Source organism: Alcanivorax sp. S6407 (genome assembly GCF_023016115.1).
Lineage (GTDB): Bacteria > Pseudomonadota > Gammaproteobacteria > Pseudomonadales > Alcanivoracaceae > Alcanivorax.
On sequence record NZ_JALKBH010000014.1, the window covers coordinates 12,948 to 32,495 of the forward strand.

A 19,548-nucleotide genomic window follows, 5' to 3' on the forward strand; every position below is an offset into this window, starting at 1 on the left:
GCAATCCATGGCTGCAAAGAAAAAAGCCGCTGCCAAAGCCGCACCTGCACCAGCTGCGCGCAAGGTTAAAACCATCACCGAACCGATGAACAAAACCCAGATCGTCAACCAGATCAGCGAAACCACCGGCCTGGCCAAGAAAGACGTCAACGCCGTATTCGATGAGCTGGCCGTGATCATGGAAGGCCACCTGAAGAAGCGTGCCGCAGGCCAGTTCACCCTGCCCGGCCTGATGAAGATCGTCACCCAGAAGAAGCCCGCCACCAAGGCTCGCAAGGGTATCAACCCGTTCACCGGCGAAGAGACCACCTTCGCTGCCAAGCCGGCTCGCACCATGGTTAAAGTGCGTCCGCTGAAGAAGCTCAAGGATATGGCCTCCTGATTTCGGCCCGGCCACCGGCACCGCCGGTGGCCTATCTCTTCACATCCCTCCGCCCTTCCCCACCTTTCTCCCTCTGGCCTACAGCCACCGCAACCTTCTATAATGCGCGCCCTTGATCAAGGGCAATGAGCTCTCACTTCGCTGCCCTGAACCCGATTTGGAAGCAGGAGCCCCCATGGCTGAGCGCAAAGACAAGAAGAAGGTAATCGGCGAGCCGATGACCGACGAACAGATCAAAGTGTTTCTGGACTTTACTGGCGAAGAGGGTGTTTCCACCGATTTTCACCTGCTGGAGAAGGCCTACCGAGCCCTGCGCGCGGAAGATTTCGAGCGTTTCATCGGCTTTTTCAAGGAGCAGGGCCGCGACCTTAATGCCTGCGATCCCCAGGGCCGGACCCTGCTGGCGCATATCGAAAACCACGTAAAGTGTGAGGATTACGCGCAAGCCCTGCGTGACGCTGGCGCCTCCGCCTGAATTACGGTGCATGACCGGGACCGGTATCAAACCGGCCCGGGCATTCCTCTCCCGCCTCTCCCCGACCCTGCAGCTACCGGCCAGCCTTACAAAACACCGCCTTAACGCATACCAAGCGGAACTTGTTCACAATCCCGCCCCATGGCATTGTTAGGGGATTGGGGCAAGCACGCCTTTCCTGATTAACCAAGACAACAACAACAAGAGCCGCTAAATGATGGCATCACTCTCCCATTCACTCTGGCGCAGTCTGCTATTGATTGTGCTTTGTACCGTCAGCCTGCAAACCCTCGCCGCCCGTGAAGACGATGACGACGAGATGGATGAAGTCACCCCGGAAGAACTGGCAATGCAGGAAATTCCGGTGGATGAGCGCATCTTCGTGGAAACCTGGAATGAGGTTCCTTACAAGAAGAGCTACTTTACCTATAACGATCAGCAAATCCGTGAAAAATGGGATTACCTGATGCGTGGCCTGAAGGTGCCCTATCCGTCCGCCGAATACATGCGCGTCCAGTTCGACAAATACCCCTTCATGACCGACGGTATTGAGGACTGGCACGGCGATTACAACAAGCTGGAAAAACGCTTCCTGGAAGTGTGGCGCCTGTTTTTTGCCGGCGATTTCCAGAAAGCCCGGGAAGAGGGCCTGAAACTGGGTCCCATGGGTGAGATTCCCGCCCTGTTCTCCCAGCTGATGTATGCCATCTACCTGGCCGAGCGCCAGAGCATCAAGTACATGATGCTGCAGGATGTGGCCAACCGCGCCGAGAACTACTTCGATGTGATGAAAGAAGCCGAAGGGGATCCGGAAGTGGCGCCGATCGTGGCCAGCGTGAAGCTCGGTTACGCCTATGCGATTGCCCGTATCGCCGAAGAATCTCCGGTACCAATCGTGGTCGCACGCCGCTATATCGGCAAGATCAAGAATAACGCCGAAGCGGTGGTGGAAATCATGCCTGAGCAGCCCCTGGCACACGCTTTCCGTGCCGGTGTGGATGCCGGCATCATGCGCAGGGTGGGCAAGTTCACTGGCCGCATGACCTACGGTGCTCGTACCACCACTGTGGAAGAGTCCTTTGCTGATGCCCTCAAGCTGGCACCGGACATCCCCATTGTGAACTATGAATACGCCAACGCCCTGATCTACATGAACCGCAAGCGTGATCTGAACGAGGCCATCAGCTACCTGGAAAAGGCCATGAAGATCCGCCCCGAGTTCTCCATGGATGCACTGGACGTGATGTATTCCTACAAGCGTCTGCAGGAAGTGCGCCTCTACGCCCTGAACTTCCGCAGCTTCCGCAAGTTTGAAAAGCTGCGTCGCAAGTTCAGCAAGAAGACCGATCGCAACCTGACCAGCGTGCTGGCCGACCCGCTAACCATGGAAATGCTGAACAACCCTGACGACTACGTACTGCCAAAGCGGGACTGATCCATGGCCATGTACGAAGACCGTATCTTTCCGGTGCTGCTGGACTGGGCTACCCGCCCGGTCTGGCGTGACCGGGAACACCTCCTCAAGCAAGCTCACGGCAAGGTACTGGAACTGGGCGTCGGCACCGGCGCCAATTTCCCCCTCTACACCGACAATGCCACTGAAATTCACGGTATCGAACCCGGCGCAGCACTGCTCGACCTGGCCTGGGAATCAGCCAACCAGTGCGAACATCCCGAGCGCTTCCGTCTGCAGACCGGTGATGCCCAGGCGCTTCCCTACGCGGACGAAAGTTTCGATACCGTGGTCGCCTGCCTGGTGTTCTGTACCATTCCCGACCCGCAAGCCGCGGCAAGGGAAGCCTTCCGCGTCCTCAAACCCGGCGGCACACTGCTGGCCCTGGAGCATGTGGCCAGCGAGAAACGTTGGGTACGTCGGGTCCAGTCCGGCCTCAACCCGGCCTGGAAACATCTGGCCTGCGGCTGCCAGCTGACCCGCGACACCGCCAGCACCTTCCGTGAAGCCGGCTTCAAGCTCAACAAGGCCACCCATCGCAAGCACCCCAAGCTGCCGGTATTCGCGGCGGAGTTGCTGGACGGGGCGTTGCTGAAACCTTGAAGAGTAGCTGCCCACTGTAGGAGCGAGCCTGCTCGCGATCCGAGCATAAGCGAGGAATGGGTTCTNGCCAGCACCTTCCGTGAAGCCGGCTTCAAGCTCAACAAGGCCACCCATCGCAAGCACCCCAAGCTGCCGGTATTCGCGGCGGAGTTGCTGGACGGGGCGTTGCTGAAACCTTGAAGAGTAGCTGCCCACTGTAGGAGCGAGCCTGCTCGCGATCCGAGCATAAGCGAGGAATGGGTTCTGGGTTTCGAAACTCGCCTCTGGAATCCTTACCTCGCCAAGGCTCGGATCGCGAGCAGGCTCGCTCCTACAGCGGCTGCGTAGAAAGGCTGAAAACCTGGGAACTTTTCCGGGTTGTTCTATCCAATCGAGCAAAGCTTGCAGCTTGTAACCACCGAGGCAAATTGCCACACCCCACTCCTCCCTTTTGCCTCTACAATAGCGCCATGGATAACCGCCTCCCCCTCCGCAACTGGCGCCTGCGCCTGATCTGGCTGCGCAGCCTGCTGGTATTGCTGTTTACCCTGGCTTTGATGCTGCTACAGAGCCTGGGTCATACCGGCTATCACCTGGCCCAGCTCAGCTGGCTGGGGGCCTTGCTGTTGCCCAGTCTTATCACCCTGCTCAGCCACCGCTCGCGCAAACACCAGAGCCAGCTGCTGACCCTGGAGCTGGGACTGGATAGCGCGCTTTTCATCCTGCTGCTGCAGTCCTTTGGCGGTGCAGGCAATCCGTTGTCCTTTTATCTTCTGGTTCCGGCGCTGCTGGCCTCGCTGACACTGCCGCTTGCCAACGCCATGCTGGTAGCAGGTCTGGCGTTGAGTGGTTATCTGGTCACCTTCAACTGGTATCACCGCCCCGCCGATGACACGCCACTCCACGCTCTCAGCCACGAACTCAGTGGCCTGCACAGTGTCGGCATGGCCGTGGTCTTTGTGGCACTGCTGCTGATGCTGACCCTGTTGGGCCAGGTGATCCAGCGACTGATGCGCCAGCAACAACGCCAACAGGAACAGGCACTCGATCTCGCCGGTCGTCGCGAGCACATGTACCAGATCGCTGCGACGCTGGCGGATCAGGCCCATGAACTGAATACCCCGCTCGGTACCCTGGTGATGCTGGCTGACAATCTACAGCATGCCCCGGACCTGCCTGACAGCCTGCGCGAGGAAGTCAGCCAGATCGACCAGCTGGCCCGTACCGTATCCCGGCGTCTGAAGAAGAGTGCCGCTGAGAACCTGTCCGGTCCGCAACGATTGAGCACTTTGATTGAACAGCTTGGCCAGCAACTTCGCCATCTGGCGCCCACTCTGCAGGTGCAAAGTGAGCTTGCCGTGGACCCCTTGCTGGCGGATGGCGATATCTGGTTCAGGGTGCTCAGCAACCTGGGCTATAACGCCATGGATGCCGGAGCCAGTTGCTGGGCCATCGCCTGCAATGAGGATGAACAGGGTTACTCCCTGCAGCTCAGTGATAACGGCCCCGCCCATCCGGACTCGGAGCGCCAGGGGCTTGGCATGGGGCTGATTCTGGTCACTACCGCCCTGGAGCAGATAGGCGCCACCCTCGACATGGAGTTTGGCAACCAGTGGACCCAGGTCCGCATCCGCTACCCCCATACAGTGCCGCCCCGCGCTGAAGGTGCTCACCATGAATAACCCCTTGCGCCTGTTGCTTGTGGAAGATGATGAGTTACTGGCAGAACAGACCGCCCGCGCGCTTGGCTATCGAGGCGCCACGGTGCAGGTTGCCCACGATGCAGCTAGCGCACTGGCGCTGCTCCAGCAGATGGAAACGCTGGACGCGGCGATCCTCGATCAGAATCTCGGTGAGGATAACGGTCTGGACCTGATTTCCCCGATCCGCGAGCAGTTTCCGCCCTGCAAGGTGCTGCTGCTCACCGGCTATGGCAGCATTGCCGCCGCGGTGGCAGCTACCCACCGGGGGGCCCACAACTATCTGACCAAGCCGGCCAGCGCCGACGAGATTCTCGATGCCCTGAATGCCGATCCGGCCAGCCTGGGTTCGCCTCTGCCCGCAACCCCGCCATCGCTTCAGCGGCTGGAGTGGGAACATATCCAACGCACCCTGGATGCCCATGACGGCAACATTTCCCGCGCCGCCGATGCTCTGGGCATTCATCGCCGCACCCTGCAGCGACGCCTCAAGAAGCGCCCCAGCGCCAGCGAATATCAACGTGAGAAGGGATCCGGCAAAGACTGATTTATTGTCTCAGCCAGCTTGGCTTACACTGGCGACAATGACCGACAAGGACCCGGGATTGATCGCCAAGCTGCCAACAGGATGGATCGTAGTACTTCTGCTGCTATTGTTGCCGATCCCCGCCGCTGCCCAGGACAGGCCGGAACTGATTATTACCGGTAATGTCAGCACTGCCGTGGCTGACAATATCCGTGCGCTGATCAATCTGGATGGTTATGCATGCCAGCCCCCCAAGGCGCAATACGGCCTGATCCGCCGGCAGATTCTCAAAAACGGCAACAATGCCCTGCAAGCCATGGGATATTACGAGAGCCAGCTCTCTCTTTCCGCTGATACCACAGGCCAGTGCGCCATCGTCACCCTTAACGTGCAAACCGGCCCAGCGGTGATCCTTGCCAGAGCGGATATCCGCCTGAAAGGCGAAGCCGCCGGGGACCCCGTGTTCCAGAGGCTGGTGGATGAAGACACCCTGTACATCGGCGAGCGGCTTCAGCACGACCGCTATACCCGCCTCAAGCGCAGTCTGCAGCAGAGCCTGATCAACCGCGGCTACATGGAAGGGAGCCTCACCCGTCACGAACTGAATGTGGATACGGTGACCCGCAAGGCCTCGATTGTGCTGGTAGTAGAGAGTGGTCCTCGCTACCGGTTCGGCAAGGTCGATGTCAGCGGCAGCGCCCTTGATCCCGAACTGATTGATGCCTATGTGCAGTTCCGTGAGGGCCAGCCCTTCGACAGCAAACGGGTACTGGAAACCCAGCAGGCTTATCTTGGTGCTGGCTATTTCAGCGCCGCACGTATCCAGAAAGGAAACGCCGACCCGGTGACACAGACCATCCCAATCAACATCAGTCTCAGTGACAGTCATCGCTGGTCGCTGTTGACCGGTCTGGGCTTCAGCACCGACACCGGCCCGCGCATTCGTCTCGGCATCGAGAATCGCAGAGTCAACCGGGCTGGCCATCGTTTTCGCGCGGAAACCCAGCTTTCCGAAGTGGAACAGGGTGCCGGCGCCAGTTACCAGATACCGCTATCTGACCCACTTCATGAACGTCTCGACCTGCACAGCAGTTATGTCAACGAGGACACCGACAGCAACACCAACGAACGCTGGATGAGCGGGGTCGATTACATTGTCGAACTGAACAACAAATGGGTCAGCACCCTGTCTCTGGAGTATCTCCGAGAAACCTGGCAAATCGCCGATGAGGTGGATCAGGCGGAACTGGTCATGCCCGGCTACCAGCTCAGCCGCATCAAGGCCAACGACCCGGTTTACCCCACCTTCGGCTGGCGATTGAGCGGCAAGGTACGTGTTGCCCATCAAAGCCTCTCTTCCACCGCATCGTTTGTGCAGTTCACACCCAGCGCCAAACTGGTATTCCCACTGGCTGGCGGCCGGGTACTGTCACGAATCGACCTGGGCTATACCGAGATCAGTGACGTTTCTGAACTGCCCGCCTCCCTGCGCTTCTTTGCCGGCGGCGATTCCAGCATCCGCGGTTTTGGTTATGAATCCCTGGGACCGGAAGACGACAGCGGAGAAGTCATTGGTGGCCGCCACATGGCCACCGGTTCGCTGGAATACGACCATCCGATCACCGAGAAATGGCACGTGGCGGTGTTCAGCGATGCCGGCAATGCGTTCAACGATATCGAGGATTACGAGCTGCGCCATAGTGCAGGTGCCGGCATCCGCTGGCGCTCACCGCTGGGCCCGATCCGCCTGGATGTGGCCCGGGCCGTGGATGAAAACCGCAACTGGCGGGTCCACCTGAGCATGGGGCCAGACCTGTGATCCGGCGCGCGATTATCGGGCTTTTTTCCCTCATCACCCTGCTGTTGTTGCTGGTCGGCCTGCTCGCCTACATTCTGGTCGGCACCGCTGCCGGCAACCGCTGGGTACTGGACCAGGCCCGCGGCATGATTCCCGGTGAACTCCAGGTGGAAAGCTGGCAAGGCAATCTACTTGGCAACCTGTCACTGTCCGGCATTCACTACCGCAACGACAGCCTCAGCCTGGACCTGGAGCAACTTGATGCCAACCTTCATCCGCTGACCCTGTCCCGAGGCTGGCTGACCTTTGAGTATCTCAGGCTGGGCCAGCTCAACATTCACACACACAACAGCGAGACAGGGCAAAGCCAAGCCACCCTGCCTGACAGTCTCGCTTTGCCCCTCGGTATTCGCATTGAGCAACTCGCCGTGGCATCTGTTACGCTCAATGACACGCCAATAGTGAAAGACCTTCAGGGAGAAAGCCTTGCAGCCTGGCGCCGCTTCCAGCTGGCGCGACTGGAAGCCACCGCCCTGGACGACCTGCAACTGCATCTCAGCGGCCATGGTCAGCTTTCCCGCCCCTACCCACTGGACGGGCACCTGCGCTGGCAAAAGCCATTACCCGCCAGTGACCAGCTGTCCGCCAGCCAGGCCAGCGGAGAACTGTATGCCCACGGAACCCTGACTGCCCTGCAGCTGAGCCACGATCTGCACAGCCCGCTGAACATTCACTCCAACGGCCAGTGGCATCAGGCCGATCAGCAATCGCTGATCGACCTGAGCCATCAGTGGCAGGCACAACCCTTGCCGCTCAGGGACGATCCCGGACTCTCACTTGAGGCCGGTACACTGATCACCCGTGGACCATTGGCAGACTTGCAGCTTGAAGGCAGCACCTCCCTGACCCGCGTTTTAGCCGGGCAACCGTCGCAAACCCTCGACGTGATGCTGGATGGCTCCCTGGCCGACCAGACCCTGACCCTGACCGATCTGACATTACGCCAGTCAGCACAGCGGCTGACCGCAAAAGGCATGGTCCGGCTTCAGCCTCTGCAATGGGATCTGGCAATCAACGGCGACCTCGATCCAGGCATGCTGCTGCCAACACTGCCAGGGAAACTCGTCATCAACGGCCACAGCAAGGGGCGCATCGATGGCAATCACTGGCAACTGGAACCGGGCACACTCACGATCAGCGGGGAACTGCGCCAGCAACCGCTCAACCTGCAGGCGCAGACCCGTGGCGATGCCAACAACCTGCAGATCGACAGCCATCTGCAATGGGGCAACAACCGCGTCCAACTGGCAGGCAAGGCCTGGCCACAATGGCAGCTCAGCGGCAGCCTGGCTCTGAACACGATCAGCCAACTGGAGCCCTCCCTTCAGGGAAGCATCACCGGTCGTGTCCGTCTTGCAGGACAACCTGCCAGTCCTCGTGTCAGCGGCCAGCTTAACGGCACGGGTCTGGGGTGGGAGGACATCACACTGGATCAATTGCAAACCGAATTCAGTGATCTGGGCATCGGGCCACAATCTCAACAACTCAGCCTCAGTGCCGGCACCCTGCAACAGGCAGGCCGCGTCCTGCTTGATTCAATGCAACTGAACGTCAATGGCAAACTGAACCAGCATCAACTGACGCTGGGCTTGCAGCAGGGTGGGATCAGCCTGGATACCGAACTGGACGGCGCCATGTCGCTCGCCGGAGCTCAGCCTCCTCTTTGGCAAGGCAAGCTGCACGACACACGGATCAGCCAACCCCATCTTGGCCAGTGGCATCAGCAGGTGCCTTCCTCCCTTTCCCTGTCACCCGACCGCCAGCAACTGGGAGAACTGTGCCTGACGCAACAGCAGAGTCAGCTGTGCGCCGAGGGCGACCTGCAAGGCAACCACCGCTTTGCCCTGGAGGCCCGCGCCGATGCCATCCCCCTGGCCCTGTTGTCAGCCCTGATCGGGCAGGACTACTCCCTGGAAGGCATCCTGCAGGGCCGGGCCAGCCTGGCAGGCAATCCACAAGCCCCGAGCGGCAGCGTGTCCCTGAACACCCGTGATGCCAGACTCAGCTTCAATGTGCAGGACGGGCCAGCCCCCTGGCAGCTGGATACCCTTTCGCTGGAAAGCGAACTGGATGGCCAACAGGCCCATAGCCGTTTCGTGCTGGCCACCGCCCTCGGCAAGGTGAACGCCGATGTAAAACATGGCTTCACGCTCGATAGCGCCATGCAAGGGCAGGCATCATTCCGGGTGGAAAGGCTTTCCGCGGTGGAAATGCTCACCGCCGATCTGCGCGATGTGAGCGGCACCCTGAACGGCGACATTCAGCTGGGCGGCAGTCCAAGAGAGCCGCTTATCGAAGGCGCGGTGAACCTGCGCGATGGCAATGCCCTGATACCTGCGCTCGGCTCGTCCATCAGCGACATGAACCTGACTCTGCAGGGTTCCCCCCAAGGACGCCTTGCCGTTGACGGGCAGGCCCGCATGGGGATTGGCACCCTCAAAGTCAGCGGTTATCTGGATCCTGGCGACTGGCCGCCAGCACTGCGACTGCACTTTAGCGGCCAGCAACTGCTGGTGGCAGACCGGCCAGATGCCCGGGTCTGGGTATCGCCGGATCTGACTCTGGCGGGGGATCTGCAAGGGTTGATGCTGAGTGGCCAGTTGCAAATCCCGCAAGCTGACATTCACCCCGAACAACTCCCTGAAGGGGCAATCACCGTGAGCGAGGATCAGGTGCTGGTGCATGAACAAGCGGATGCTGGTCAGCAGCTACCGCTGGGAATGAATGTCACCGTGATACTCGGTGACAAGGTCAACTTCAACGGCTTTGGTCTCAACGCCAAGCTGGGAGGCAAACTGCAGATCCTCCAGGAGCCACACCAACCACCCCAGCTCAACGGCGAGCTGATAGTGCTGGAAGGGCGCTATCGCGCCTATGGGCAGAACCTGGCTATCAGCGACGGACAATTGATATTCCAGGGCCCGCCGGACAACCCCGGGCTGGATATCCGTGCCTACCGCAAGATCCCCAGTGAAGCGATTACCGTTGGCGTACAACTGGGCGGCACCCTGCAAAGCCCTGAAGCCACCCTGTACTCCGAGCCGGCCATGGAACCCAGCCAGATCATGTCCTACCTGCTCACCGGCCGCCCACTGGAAGGCGGAACCCAGAGCGATGCCAACCGTATCGCCCAGGCGCTGGCGGTGTACGGACTGGAAAAAGGCAGCGGCGTCACCGAAAAGATTGGCGACAAACTGGGGGTGGATGAAATCACCGTGGGCAGCGACTGGGAAACCGAAGACGCCGCCCTGATGCTGGGCAAGCAACTGTCTGACCGCCTCTACCTGACCTACGCCATCGGCCTGTTTGATGCGGTCTCCACAGTGATGCTGCGCTACACCCTCACCCGCAGCCTGCACCTGGAAGCGCGCTCCAGCTCGGAAGCCAACAGCCTGGATCTGATCTGGGAGAAAGAGTTGCGGTAGAGGAACAAGCTACAAGCTTCAAGCTGCAACACGAGGACATGCCCTGTTAACCGGGTAGTTTTATGCTCCGCGCTGGCATGCTCTGAAAACAAAAAAACCGTGACTGTCAGGGTGCGTTTTTTTTGATTGCAGGCAGGCTACTTGCTCTAAACAAGACAAGTGCCAGCGGCACCTCAGTTCCTCGCTATCGCTTGGTTCGCACCCTGAACGGTGCGCCTACAGCGGCTTCGTAGAAAAACCAAAAAGATGTGAACTTTTCGGCCTTTCTTAATCCAATCCAGTGTAGCTTGTAGCTTGTAGCTTGTAGCTTGTAGCTGTCAGCTGGCCGGCAGTGCATAGGTCCCGGTCACATGGGCGACCATGTCGTCGCTGCCCTCACTGAACAACTGCACTTCCAGTACCGCGGAGCGCCGCCCGAGGCGCAGGATCACCGCCTCGGCAATCAGATCCTTCTGCCCCGGTCGGGCCAGGAAGTTGATATTCAGGTTCTGGGTCACCGCCATCTCCACCCGCCCCAGGGCGCCCAGCACCGCGGCGTACATAGCTGCATCCGCCAACCCCATCATGGTCGGCCCGGAGATGGAGCCCCCCGGTCGCAGGGTGGACGGGCGGAACGGGCTACGCACCCGGGCCCGGTGCTCACCGATGAATTCCACCAGCAAACCTTCCTCCGACGCCGCCGGCAGCCCGTCGTAAATCACTTGTTGAACCTGTTGCGCATCCAGCATCACACTCTCCACCGCACAAAAGAACAAGACTAGCCAACTCCGCAGGCCAAACCCACCCCGGATAACGACACACAGCTGGTGGGAACAGCCCTTCTCTCATAGAATGGTGCGCTCTTGAAACAACCAGTCCAGACGATTCCTATGCGCACTTCCCAGTACCTGCTTGCCACTGTCAAAGAAACCCCGGCGGACGCCGTTGTCATTAGCCACCAGCTCATGCTGCGCGCCGGTCTGGTTCGCAAGCTGGCCTCGGGCCTGTACACCTGGCTGCCCACCGGTTTGCGGGTGCTGCGCAAGGTGGAAAACGTGATCCGCGAAGAGATGGACAAGGCAGGCGCCCAGGAAGTACTGATGCCGGTGGTACAGCCCATGGAACTGTGGGAAGAGTCCGGCCGTGCCCCCGCCTATGGCCCGGAGCTGCTGCGCATCACCGACCGTCACGACAACCCCTTCTGCCTGGGCCCCACCCATGAGGAAGTGATCACTGACATGGTCCGCAACGAGATCCACAGCTACAAGCAGCTGCCGGCCAACTTCTACCAGATCCAGACCAAGTTCCGGGACGAGATCCGTCCGCGCTTCGGCATCATGCGCTCGCGGGAATTCATCATGAAGGATGCCTATTCCTTCCATACCGACACGGATTCTCTGGCCGAGACCTACGCGATCATGCACCGGGCCTACTGCGCTATCTTCGATCGTCTCGGCCTCGACTACCGCCCGGTGGAAGCGGATACCGGTGCCATCGGCGGTGCCGCCAGCCACGAGTTCCATGTATTGGCCGACTCCGGTGAAGACGACATCGCCTTCTCCGACAGCTCCGACTATGCAGCCAACGTGGAACTGGCCGAAGCGCTGGCGCCCGCCACCGAGCGTGCCGCCCCCGGCGCCGCCATGGAAAAGGTGGATACTCCCAACGCCAAGACCATCGAAGAACTGGTACAACAGTTTGATCTGGCCATCGAAAAGACCATCAAGACCCTGGTGGTGAAAGGCGCCGAAGAAGGCACCCTGGTGGCCCTGCTGGTGCGTGGCGACCACGAGCTGAACGACATCAAGGCCGAGAAACTGGACGCGGTTGCCGCGCCCATGGAATTCGCCAGCGAAGACGAGATCCGCCAGGCCATCGGTGCCGGCCCCGGCTCCCTTGGCCCGGTGAACCTGCCCATCAAGGTGATCGCCGACCGCAGCGTGGCGGTGATGAGCGATTTCGGCGCCGGCGCCAACGAAGACGGCAAGCACTTCTTCAACATCAACTGGGAGCGCGATGTGGCGCTGCCGGAAGTGGCCGACCTGCGTAACGTGGTGGAAGGCGACCCGAGCCCGGACGGCAAAGGCACCCTGACCATCAAGCGCGGCATCGAAGTGGGGCACATTTTCCAGCTGGGCACCAAGTACTCCGAAGCGCTGGGCGCCAAGGTACTGGATGAAAACGGCAAGTCCGTGATCATGCCCATGGGCTGCTACGGGATTGGCGTGACCCGCGTGGTGGCCGCCGCCATCGAGCAGAACCATGACGACCGCGGCATCCTCTGGCCCGAAGCCATTGCTCCGTTCACCGTGGCCCTGGTCCCGGTGAACATCAAGAAGAGCCCCCGCGAACGTGAGCTGGCAGAAAAACTCTACGCCGAGCTCACCGCCGCCGGCATCGAAGTGCTGTTCGATGATCGCGAGAAAGAACGCCTGGGCGTGAAACTGGCCGACAGTGAACTGATCGGTATCCCCCACCGCATCGTCATCGCCGAACGCGGCATGGACAATGGCGTGCTGGAATACAAGGGCCGTGGGGATGCTGAGAATACCGATGTGCCTGTGGATGAGGTTGTGGCGTTCATCAAAGGCAAGCTCAGTTAACAGTTAATAGTGAACAGTTAACAGCGGCGCGAGACAGGTTCTCACGCTTTGGAACGCAAGAGGCCGCGCCCAATCGGTTGGGCGCGGCCTCTTTGCTTTAAACGAAATCCAGCGCCTGACGCGCAGCTGTTAACTATTAACTGTTCACTGTTAACTAAAGCTTCACCGTTCGCTTCACCGCCATCACCTGACTCATGGTGTTGTCACCATGGGCGGTGAGTTGCCAGAGCGGCAGGCCGCGGCTGTCGGTTTCCTGGGACTTGGTGATCAGGCCGAGGGCACGCAGGTGGATCTTCAGCTGGTTGAAGGAGTGCGCGGCCAGCACCACGTTGCGCACCGCATGGGCACGGGGGAAGTCCTTCTGCACATCGGCCAGGGCATGGCGTACGATGAAGTCTTCCAGGGCTTTCTGCATCACCGGCTCGGAGGCCGGGTTGAGCATCAGCGGGGCCACACAGGAGAAGGCCTGATCCCAACTGATACGGGTGGTGACCATGGCCAGCTTGCAGTCACCGCCTTCATAGACGTTGCAGGAGTAATCCAGCGCCACCTGATCATTACCACGGGACAGGGTCTTCAGGGGCGGACGGGACTGGGCCAGCGCCTCTTCGCGCTCCTTCTCCAGTTCCTGGATACGGGCCTTCAGGCCGGAGGTATCGGCACCAGCGCCGCTACCAGCCTGGTCAGCACGAACCCAGCCGGTGGCCCGGTGTTCGCGCATCAGATTGGGCAGCACCTTGCGGGCCACTTCGGTGAGCCCTGCCTCGGTGCTCCAGCGGAAGCTCGGTACTTTCTCTTCCAGCAGACGCACGAAATCATCACGACGTACCTGACCATCACGGGTGGCTTCCTGCTGATCGGCCTTGAGCAGGGTGGGATTGTCGTGGATGAAGGCCACCACCGGCTTGCGCTTGGTGGCAGCAAAGATGTATTCGCGGTGAATCTCACTCAACCCCATTGGGGAAAGATGACCGTAACGACCGCCGACGATAAGAACAAAGTAATCACTGGTTTCGATCAGCTTCTGGATCACCGGCAACAGGGTATTGCCATCGGCCGCCGCACTGTCCAGGCCGGTGGGGATCATGCCGTTTTCGATCATGGGCAACATCAGTGCCTGCCGGGCCCCCTGCATATCGGGGTAAGTGGCACTGATAAAGACCTGGTAGCGTTTCGAAGCTGTCACCCTGGTTCCCTGTTCCTATGGCTTTTTACCCTCAGGGGGCATTGGCTGGTGGGCTATTAAAACGCCTGACGGCCAGCATCACAAGAGAGCCCCCCGACTGGCCCTGCCACAAGTGGCAGGCAAAATGGGACAACGGCTCTGATCATGCTAGCCTGAGATCAACAATAAAGGTAGCGGTGAACCCTATTCTTCACCGTAGGAACCCAAGGCATTCGCGGCTATAGTACCGGCCAGTTTCGGATATCTTTGCCGCTTTCGACTTGCTGACAGGATAAACGCCATGCAAACCATTGCCTTTTATAACCTGAAAGGGGGCGTCGGAAAGACGGCCTCGGCGGTGAATATCGCCTGGCATGCGGCACGCTGGAAACACCGCACCCTGCTCTGGGATCTGGATCCCCAGGGCGCCGCCAGCTTCTATCTGGGGGTGGACGATGGCGATGGCTACAAGGCCGGTAATGTACTCAAAGGCAAGCAGCCCATCGGAAGGCTCAAGCGCGAGACCCGCTGGGCTAACCTGGATGCCATCCCGGCGGACCTGTCCATGCGCAACGCCGACATCAAGCTGATTGAAGGTGGCGGAGCCAAGAACAAGCTCAAGCAGCTGATCGCCCCGCTTGGCGAGAGCTACGAACTGGTGATTCTGGATTGCCCCCCTACCCTCAGCCCGGTGGCAGAAAGCATCTTTGCGGCGGTGGACTACCTGTTTGTGCCAGTGATCCCCACGCACCTGTCCGTGCGTGCCTTTCAGCAGGTGCTGGACTGGATCGACAGCAAGAACTACAAGAACCTCACCGTGGTGCCGTTCTTCAACATGGTGGACCGCCACCGCGACCTGCACGTGGAAATGCTGGTAAAACGCCCCAAGGTGATGAAAGGCGGTCTGAAGACCTGGATCCCCTACTCCACCCACGTGGAGCAGATGGGCGACCACCGCGCCCCGGTAGGTGAATTTGCCCCCTACACCCCCAGCGCCCAGGCGTTTCGGGCGATGTGGTTTGAGATTGCGGGCAAACTCAAACTTTAGTGAACAGTTAACAGTGAATAGTGAACAGCGCGCGGCTTGAGACCGTGCTGCCTACAACGAAAGAGGCCGCGCCCAAAGGTTTGGGCGCGGCCTCTTTGCTTTCATTCCTGACACAAAAAAGGGGACATCCCTGTCCCCTCTACTTCATGTCCGCCGGTGAGCGCCGCCGAATCTGGTTTTTCCTATCCGCGCAAAAGACAGTCTGGCCGCGGCCACCACCATCCAAGCCACATCCACACTCGCCCGCTCAACTGTTCAATATTCACTGTTCAATATTCACTGTTAACTGTTAACTGTTAACTACTCTCCCACGGGTTCGCCCGCGCCAAAATCGCCCCTAGGTCCAACCCCCGCGGCAAGGTGCCGTAGTTACGGTCACCGTGCTCGCCGAGGCGAGAGCCAATAAAGGCCTCGGCTACAGCCTGATTCCCCGCCGTTACCAGCTGGCTGGCCTGCATGGTCAGCGACAACCGATCAACGATATCGCGGGCGCGATACTCCGCATCATCCATATCGGTAAATTCCTGCTTCAAGGCATTCACCGCCTTGTCCAGACGGGCATCGCTGCCGGTGGTCTTGTCCAGTTCGGCAAACCAGGTATCCAGTACCGCCGGGGTCTTGGCCAGGGCTCGCAGCATGTCCAGTGCCTGCACATTGCCGGAGCCTTCCCAAATGGCGTTGATGGGCGCTTCGCGGTACAGCCGCGCCATGATGAAGTCCTCGGTGACGCCATTGCCGCCGAGACACTCCATGGCCTCGTAGGCATGGAAGGGAGTGCGCTTGCAGATCCAGTACTTGCCCGCCGGCAAACCCAGCCGTAGCAGCAGTTTTTCGTGCTCGTTTTTTGGATCCAGTGTGGACTGATCCAGAGCCTCGCCCATGCGCATGGCGATAGCCAACGAACCTTCCACTTCCAGCTGCAGGTCCGCCAGCACATTGCGCATCAGCGGCTGGTCCAGCAGTGTCTTGCCGAATGCTGCCCGGCCGGAAGCATGGTTCACTGCCTGGGCCACCGCCTGACGCTGCCCCGCGGTGGAACCGATCATGCAGTCGAAGCGGGTCATGGCCACCATCTCGATGATGGCCGGCACGCCGCGCCCTTCTTCACCTACCATCCAGCCCAGCGCCCCGCGCAGCTCGATTTCTGAAGAGGCGTTGGACACGTTGCCCATCTTGTTCTTCAGGCGCTGCACCTGGATCGGGTTCTTGCTGCCATCCGGCCGCCAACGCGGCACCAGAAAACAGCTCAGGCCATTGTCGGTCTGCGCCAGCACCAGAAAGGCATCGCACATGGGCGCAGAGGTGAACCACTTGTGGCCCACCAGTTCGTAGGCCTCACCGGGACCTTCCGTGCCAATGGCCCAGGCACGAGTGGTGTTGGCACGCACATCGGAGCCCCCCTGCTTCTCGGTCATGCCCATTCCGATGGTCAGCGCCTGCTTTTCATAGTGGGGCACATTGCGCGGGTCATAGGCGTTGTTGAGGATCTTTGGCAGCCACTCTTTCGCCAGTGACGGCGTCAGGCTGATGGAAGGCACGGCAGCGAAGGTCATGGTCAGAGGACAACCGTGGCCCGCTTCCACCTGGGCCTGCAGGTAGCTCTGCGCCGCCCGGGCCACGTGGGCTCCCGGTTGCGGATCGGTCCAGGGAGCAGAATGAATGCCGGACTCCAGCCCCAACGCCATCAGCCGGTGGTAGGAATCGTGATACTTCACATGGTCCACCCGGTAACCCTGCCGGTCATGGGAAAAGAATTGGGGCTTGTGCTCATTGGCCAGAAACCCCCACTCGATCACCTCGGCCGTGCCGGTTTTGGCGCCATGGGCAGACAATCTGGCCTCGGCCCAGCCGGCTCCATGACGCTGCACCGCTTCGCGCAGGGCGTCATCAGTCTCATAGGGGTTGTAGTCTTCCAGTGCCCTTGCCTGATTGAAGACCTCATGGGTCTGGGCCAGCGGGTCAGGCTTGAGGCTGTCGTGTTTGGCATTCATGGTTGCTCTCCCGAAGATCGGTTACGCCGTCTTGTGCAGCGTTTGGGTGTGATCTGTTGAGGACTGCGCGGTGTCAGCACTGACGCCGGTGGCACGCAGACAGAATTGGGTCAGGGATCGAGCCAGCCCGGACTTGGGCAACGGCTCGGACAAGGGGCCAACAAGGGCCTCGGCAATGGCGCCCACCATGGCAGCTGCCGTTACCGCAGTATCCTGTTCTGGCAACTCGCCCAGCCGCACGCCTTCGGCCAGAAACTGCTGGTAAAGCTCGGCATAGCGCTGGCGGTAGACCAGGCGCTCCGCGTCCACCGCCGGATCCACCGGCTCAGCAATCAGCGACCAGGCCAGGGTCGGCGCCACCTGGGCACGGCGGACAAAGGTTTCCAGCACATGAGTCAGCCGACGCGCGAAACTGCCGTGCAGGGTCATGGCATCCGCCACCGCCGCCACTTCACGTTCTGTGGCCACCCGGAACACCTCTGCCGCCAGCACCGGCTTGTTCTCGAAATAACGGTACAGGGTGCCCACCCCGACCCCAGCCTGAGTGGCCAGCGTCTGCATGGTCAGGTTGGCAAAGCCCCCTTCCCGCACCAACTGCTCGGCACTGCGCAGCAGATGATCACGCTGCGCCGCCTTGCGGGCGCGGACATTGTCAGTTTCCCGGTAAGCCATGATCGGAACTCATATTCACTCCTTTAAAGAAGTGAACCATGGTTCCGGTTTTCAGGCAAGGCCGGTGGTCGGGGTGGGGATGAGTTGAAAGTTTAAAGTTCAAAGTTGAAAAGCGCGATGGAGGTGATCGCGCTCTGGCAAAGCCTTGCCCGCGCCATCACAAACAACCCTGGCGTATTTTTATCACGCCAATGCCACCAGCACGGCATCTTCCCCGTTAGAGTGAGTCGAGGAACGGAGCCCTGTGACGGCGTAGAGCAAAAAACCTGTCTGAGCGGAGCGAGTCTTTTTTGCGTCCGTCACAGGGCGAGTACCCGAGTGTGCCTGCGGAGCAGGCCGAACGGAGTCGGGGCGCGGGGGAGTCCAGAGGGGTGTCGCGTCACACCCCTTTGGGCCCGTCCGGCGAGGACACGCACATATCATGGTGCGATGACATATCAGCAAGAGCACCACCTCCCATGAAGGGGAGCGCGCCTACAGCGCCCCGGCCACCACTCCCAGCCCTGCCATCCCCAACACCATCCCCCACAACGGCAGCTTGCCGCTGCGCAACAGCCAGAAGCCACCAGCCACCACCAGCAGATCCCAGAATCCGTGCACCGCAGAAACAAACACCGGCTGATACAGGGCCGCCAGCAGCAACCCCACCACCGCCGCATTGATGCCGGCCACGGCGCCGGCCAGGGCCGGGCGGGAAGACAGCCATTGCCAGCCTTCCATGACCCCCAGCACCAGTAAAAAGCCGGGCAGGAAGATGGCCAGGGTCGCCGTCATCGCCCCCAGCCAGGGGCTGGAGGGCAGCAACACGGCCCCCAGATACGCCGCAAGGGAAAACATCGGGCCCGGCACCGCCTGGGCCGCGGCATAGCCGGTGAGAAACTGATCCGGGGAAAGCTTGCCTCCCACCAGTTCCTGCAACAGGGGCAGCACCACATGGCCTCCACCAAACACCAGCGAGCCCGCCGCATAGAAGTCTTTCCAGAGCCCCCACAGACTGCCGGCAAACAACATCGGCAGCACTGCAAGCATCACGAACAGCAATAATGGTCTATGTCGCCACACTGGCTGGCCGGATGCCGGCGCGCCCTCTTCCACCGGGCGAAGCTTGTGCCAGCCCACCGCCGCCGCCGCCAGCAGCGCCAGCATCTGCGCGAACAGCGACGACCAGATCAGCAGCATCACGGCCACCGCCACCGCCAGCCCACGGGTCAGCCCCGTGGCGCAGAAGCGCTTGCCCATGTTCCACACCGCATCGGCCACCACGACCACTGCCAGCCACTTGAGGCCGGTGATCGCCCCACCCTGCAACCAGTCCGGTAGTGATGACGCGTAGATGGCCGACAAAGCCATGATCAGGAATGACGGCAAGGTAAAAGCCACGAAGGCCGCAAACGCCCCGGGCACACCACCGCGCACCCGGCCAATGGCGAAACCCAACTGGCTGGAGGCTGGCCCGGGCAGAAACTGGGTCAGCGCCATCAGGCGGGCAAACTCGGCCTCATCCAGCCATTGCAGCTCTTCCACAAAACGGCGGTGAAAATAGCCCACATGGGCCGCCGGGCCACCAAAGCTGACCAGACCCAGCACCAGAAACTGACGAAAGATATCCTTCATGACTGACTCGAGAATCCGTTAATTTCGCACTGGAACCTACCACACTCCGCGGTCAGATGGATGTCAGTCACGGGG

At 60.5% G+C, this 19,548-nt stretch carries 15 protein-coding genes; 10 read left to right on the forward strand and 5 right to left on the reverse strand.

The genetic code is table 11. From position 1 onward, the window contains the following. Positions 1–7: 7 nt before the first annotated feature. The 8 genes from MWU49_RS17380 to MWU49_RS17415 all read left to right on the forward strand — a co-directional run bounded on the left by MWU49_RS17380 (position 8) and on the right by MWU49_RS17415 (position 10,401). Positions 8–382 (forward strand): HU family DNA-binding protein, encoded by a 375-nt coding sequence (locus MWU49_RS17380; protein WP_246974915.1) that lies wholly within the window; start codon positions 8–10, stop codon positions 380–382. Positions 383–557: 175 nt separating this feature from the next. Continuing rightward, positions 558–857 carry a PA4642 family protein gene (locus tag MWU49_RS17385; RefSeq protein WP_246974918.1) on the forward strand — a complete coding sequence of 100 codons (300 nt, stop codon included), beginning with the start codon at positions 558–560 and terminating at the stop codon, positions 855–857. A gap of 214 nt (positions 858–1,071) precedes the next feature. After that, positions 1,072–2,292: a hypothetical protein gene (locus tag MWU49_RS17390; protein WP_246974921.1), complete on the forward strand. Its 1,221-nt coding sequence runs from the start codon at positions 1,072–1,074 to the stop codon at positions 2,290–2,292. Positions 2,293–2,295: 3 nt separating this feature from the next. Further along, complete coding sequence (locus MWU49_RS17395) at positions 2,296–2,913, forward strand: class I SAM-dependent methyltransferase (protein ID WP_246974924.1); 618 nt, start codon at positions 2,296–2,298, stop codon at positions 2,911–2,913. Between the two features lie 449 nt (positions 2,914–3,362). Beyond that, positions 3,363–4,574, forward strand: a complete 1,212-nt coding sequence (locus MWU49_RS17400; protein WP_246974927.1) for a sensor histidine kinase — start codon at positions 3,363–3,365, stop codon at positions 4,572–4,574. Continuing rightward, positions 4,567–5,139 carry a response regulator gene (locus MWU49_RS17405; RefSeq protein ID WP_246974930.1) on the forward strand — a complete coding sequence of 191 codons (573 nt, stop codon included), beginning with the start codon at positions 4,567–4,569 and terminating at the stop codon, positions 5,137–5,139. The genes MWU49_RS17400 and MWU49_RS17405 overlap by 8 nt, the downstream gene beginning before the upstream one ends. 37 nt (positions 5,140–5,176) lie before the next feature. After that, entirely contained in the window at positions 5,177–6,937 is a 1,761-nt protein-coding gene (locus tag MWU49_RS17410) for an autotransporter assembly complex family protein (protein WP_246974933.1), read from the forward strand. Beyond that, a complete protein-coding gene (locus tag MWU49_RS17415) occupies positions 6,934–10,401 on the forward strand; it encodes a translocation/assembly module TamB domain-containing protein (RefSeq protein WP_246974936.1) in 3,468 nt (1,155 codons plus the stop codon). Before MWU49_RS17410 ends, MWU49_RS17415 begins: the two co-directional genes overlap by 4 nt. A 317-nt stretch (positions 10,402–10,718) precedes the next feature. On the opposite strand, the gene MWU49_RS17420 is transcribed toward MWU49_RS17415, so the two are convergent. Next, on the reverse strand, positions 10,719–11,129 hold the full coding sequence (locus MWU49_RS17420) for a PaaI family thioesterase (protein ID WP_246974939.1): 411 nt from the start codon (positions 11,127–11,129) through the stop codon (positions 10,719–10,721). A 141-nt stretch (positions 11,130–11,270) separates the two neighbouring features. Here MWU49_RS17420 and MWU49_RS17425 point away from each other — a divergent pair, with 141 nt between their 5' ends. Further along, the gene (locus MWU49_RS17425; protein ID WP_246974998.1) at positions 11,271–12,983 is read left to right on the forward strand and encodes a proline--tRNA ligase; all 1,713 of its coding nucleotides are present in this window, start codon (positions 11,271–11,273) and stop codon (positions 12,981–12,983) included. 154 nt (positions 12,984–13,137) lie between these two features. On the opposite strand, the gene MWU49_RS17430 is transcribed toward MWU49_RS17425, so the two are convergent. Continuing rightward, on the reverse strand, positions 13,138–14,169 hold the full coding sequence (locus tag MWU49_RS17430; protein WP_246974943.1) for a DUF4062 domain-containing protein: 1,032 nt from the start codon (positions 14,167–14,169) through the stop codon (positions 13,138–13,140). Between the two features lie 280 nt (positions 14,170–14,449). Between MWU49_RS17430 and MWU49_RS17435 the strand changes: the two genes are divergently transcribed. Beyond that, positions 14,450–15,196: an AAA family ATPase gene (locus tag MWU49_RS17435; protein WP_246974946.1), complete on the forward strand. Its 747-nt coding sequence runs from the start codon at positions 14,450–14,452 to the stop codon at positions 15,194–15,196. Between the two features lie 296 nt (positions 15,197–15,492). On the opposite strand, the gene MWU49_RS17440 is transcribed toward MWU49_RS17435, so the two are convergent. The 3 genes from MWU49_RS17440 to chrA form a co-directional block, all read right to left on the reverse strand. Further along, on the reverse strand, positions 15,493–17,187 hold the full coding sequence (locus MWU49_RS17440) for an acyl-CoA dehydrogenase family protein (protein ID WP_246974949.1): 1,695 nt from the start codon (positions 17,185–17,187) through the stop codon (positions 15,493–15,495). A gap of 21 nt (positions 17,188–17,208) precedes the next feature. Continuing rightward, positions 17,209–17,859 carry a TetR/AcrR family transcriptional regulator gene (locus tag MWU49_RS17445; RefSeq protein ID WP_246974952.1) on the reverse strand — a complete coding sequence of 217 codons (651 nt, stop codon included), beginning with the start codon at positions 17,857–17,859 and terminating at the stop codon, positions 17,209–17,211. A 474-nt stretch (positions 17,860–18,333) separates the two neighbouring features. Then, positions 18,334–19,473: a chromate efflux transporter gene (gene chrA, locus MWU49_RS17450; RefSeq protein WP_246974955.1), complete on the reverse strand. Its 1,140-nt coding sequence runs from the start codon at positions 19,471–19,473 to the stop codon at positions 18,334–18,336. Positions 19,474–19,548: the final 75 nt, after the last annotated feature.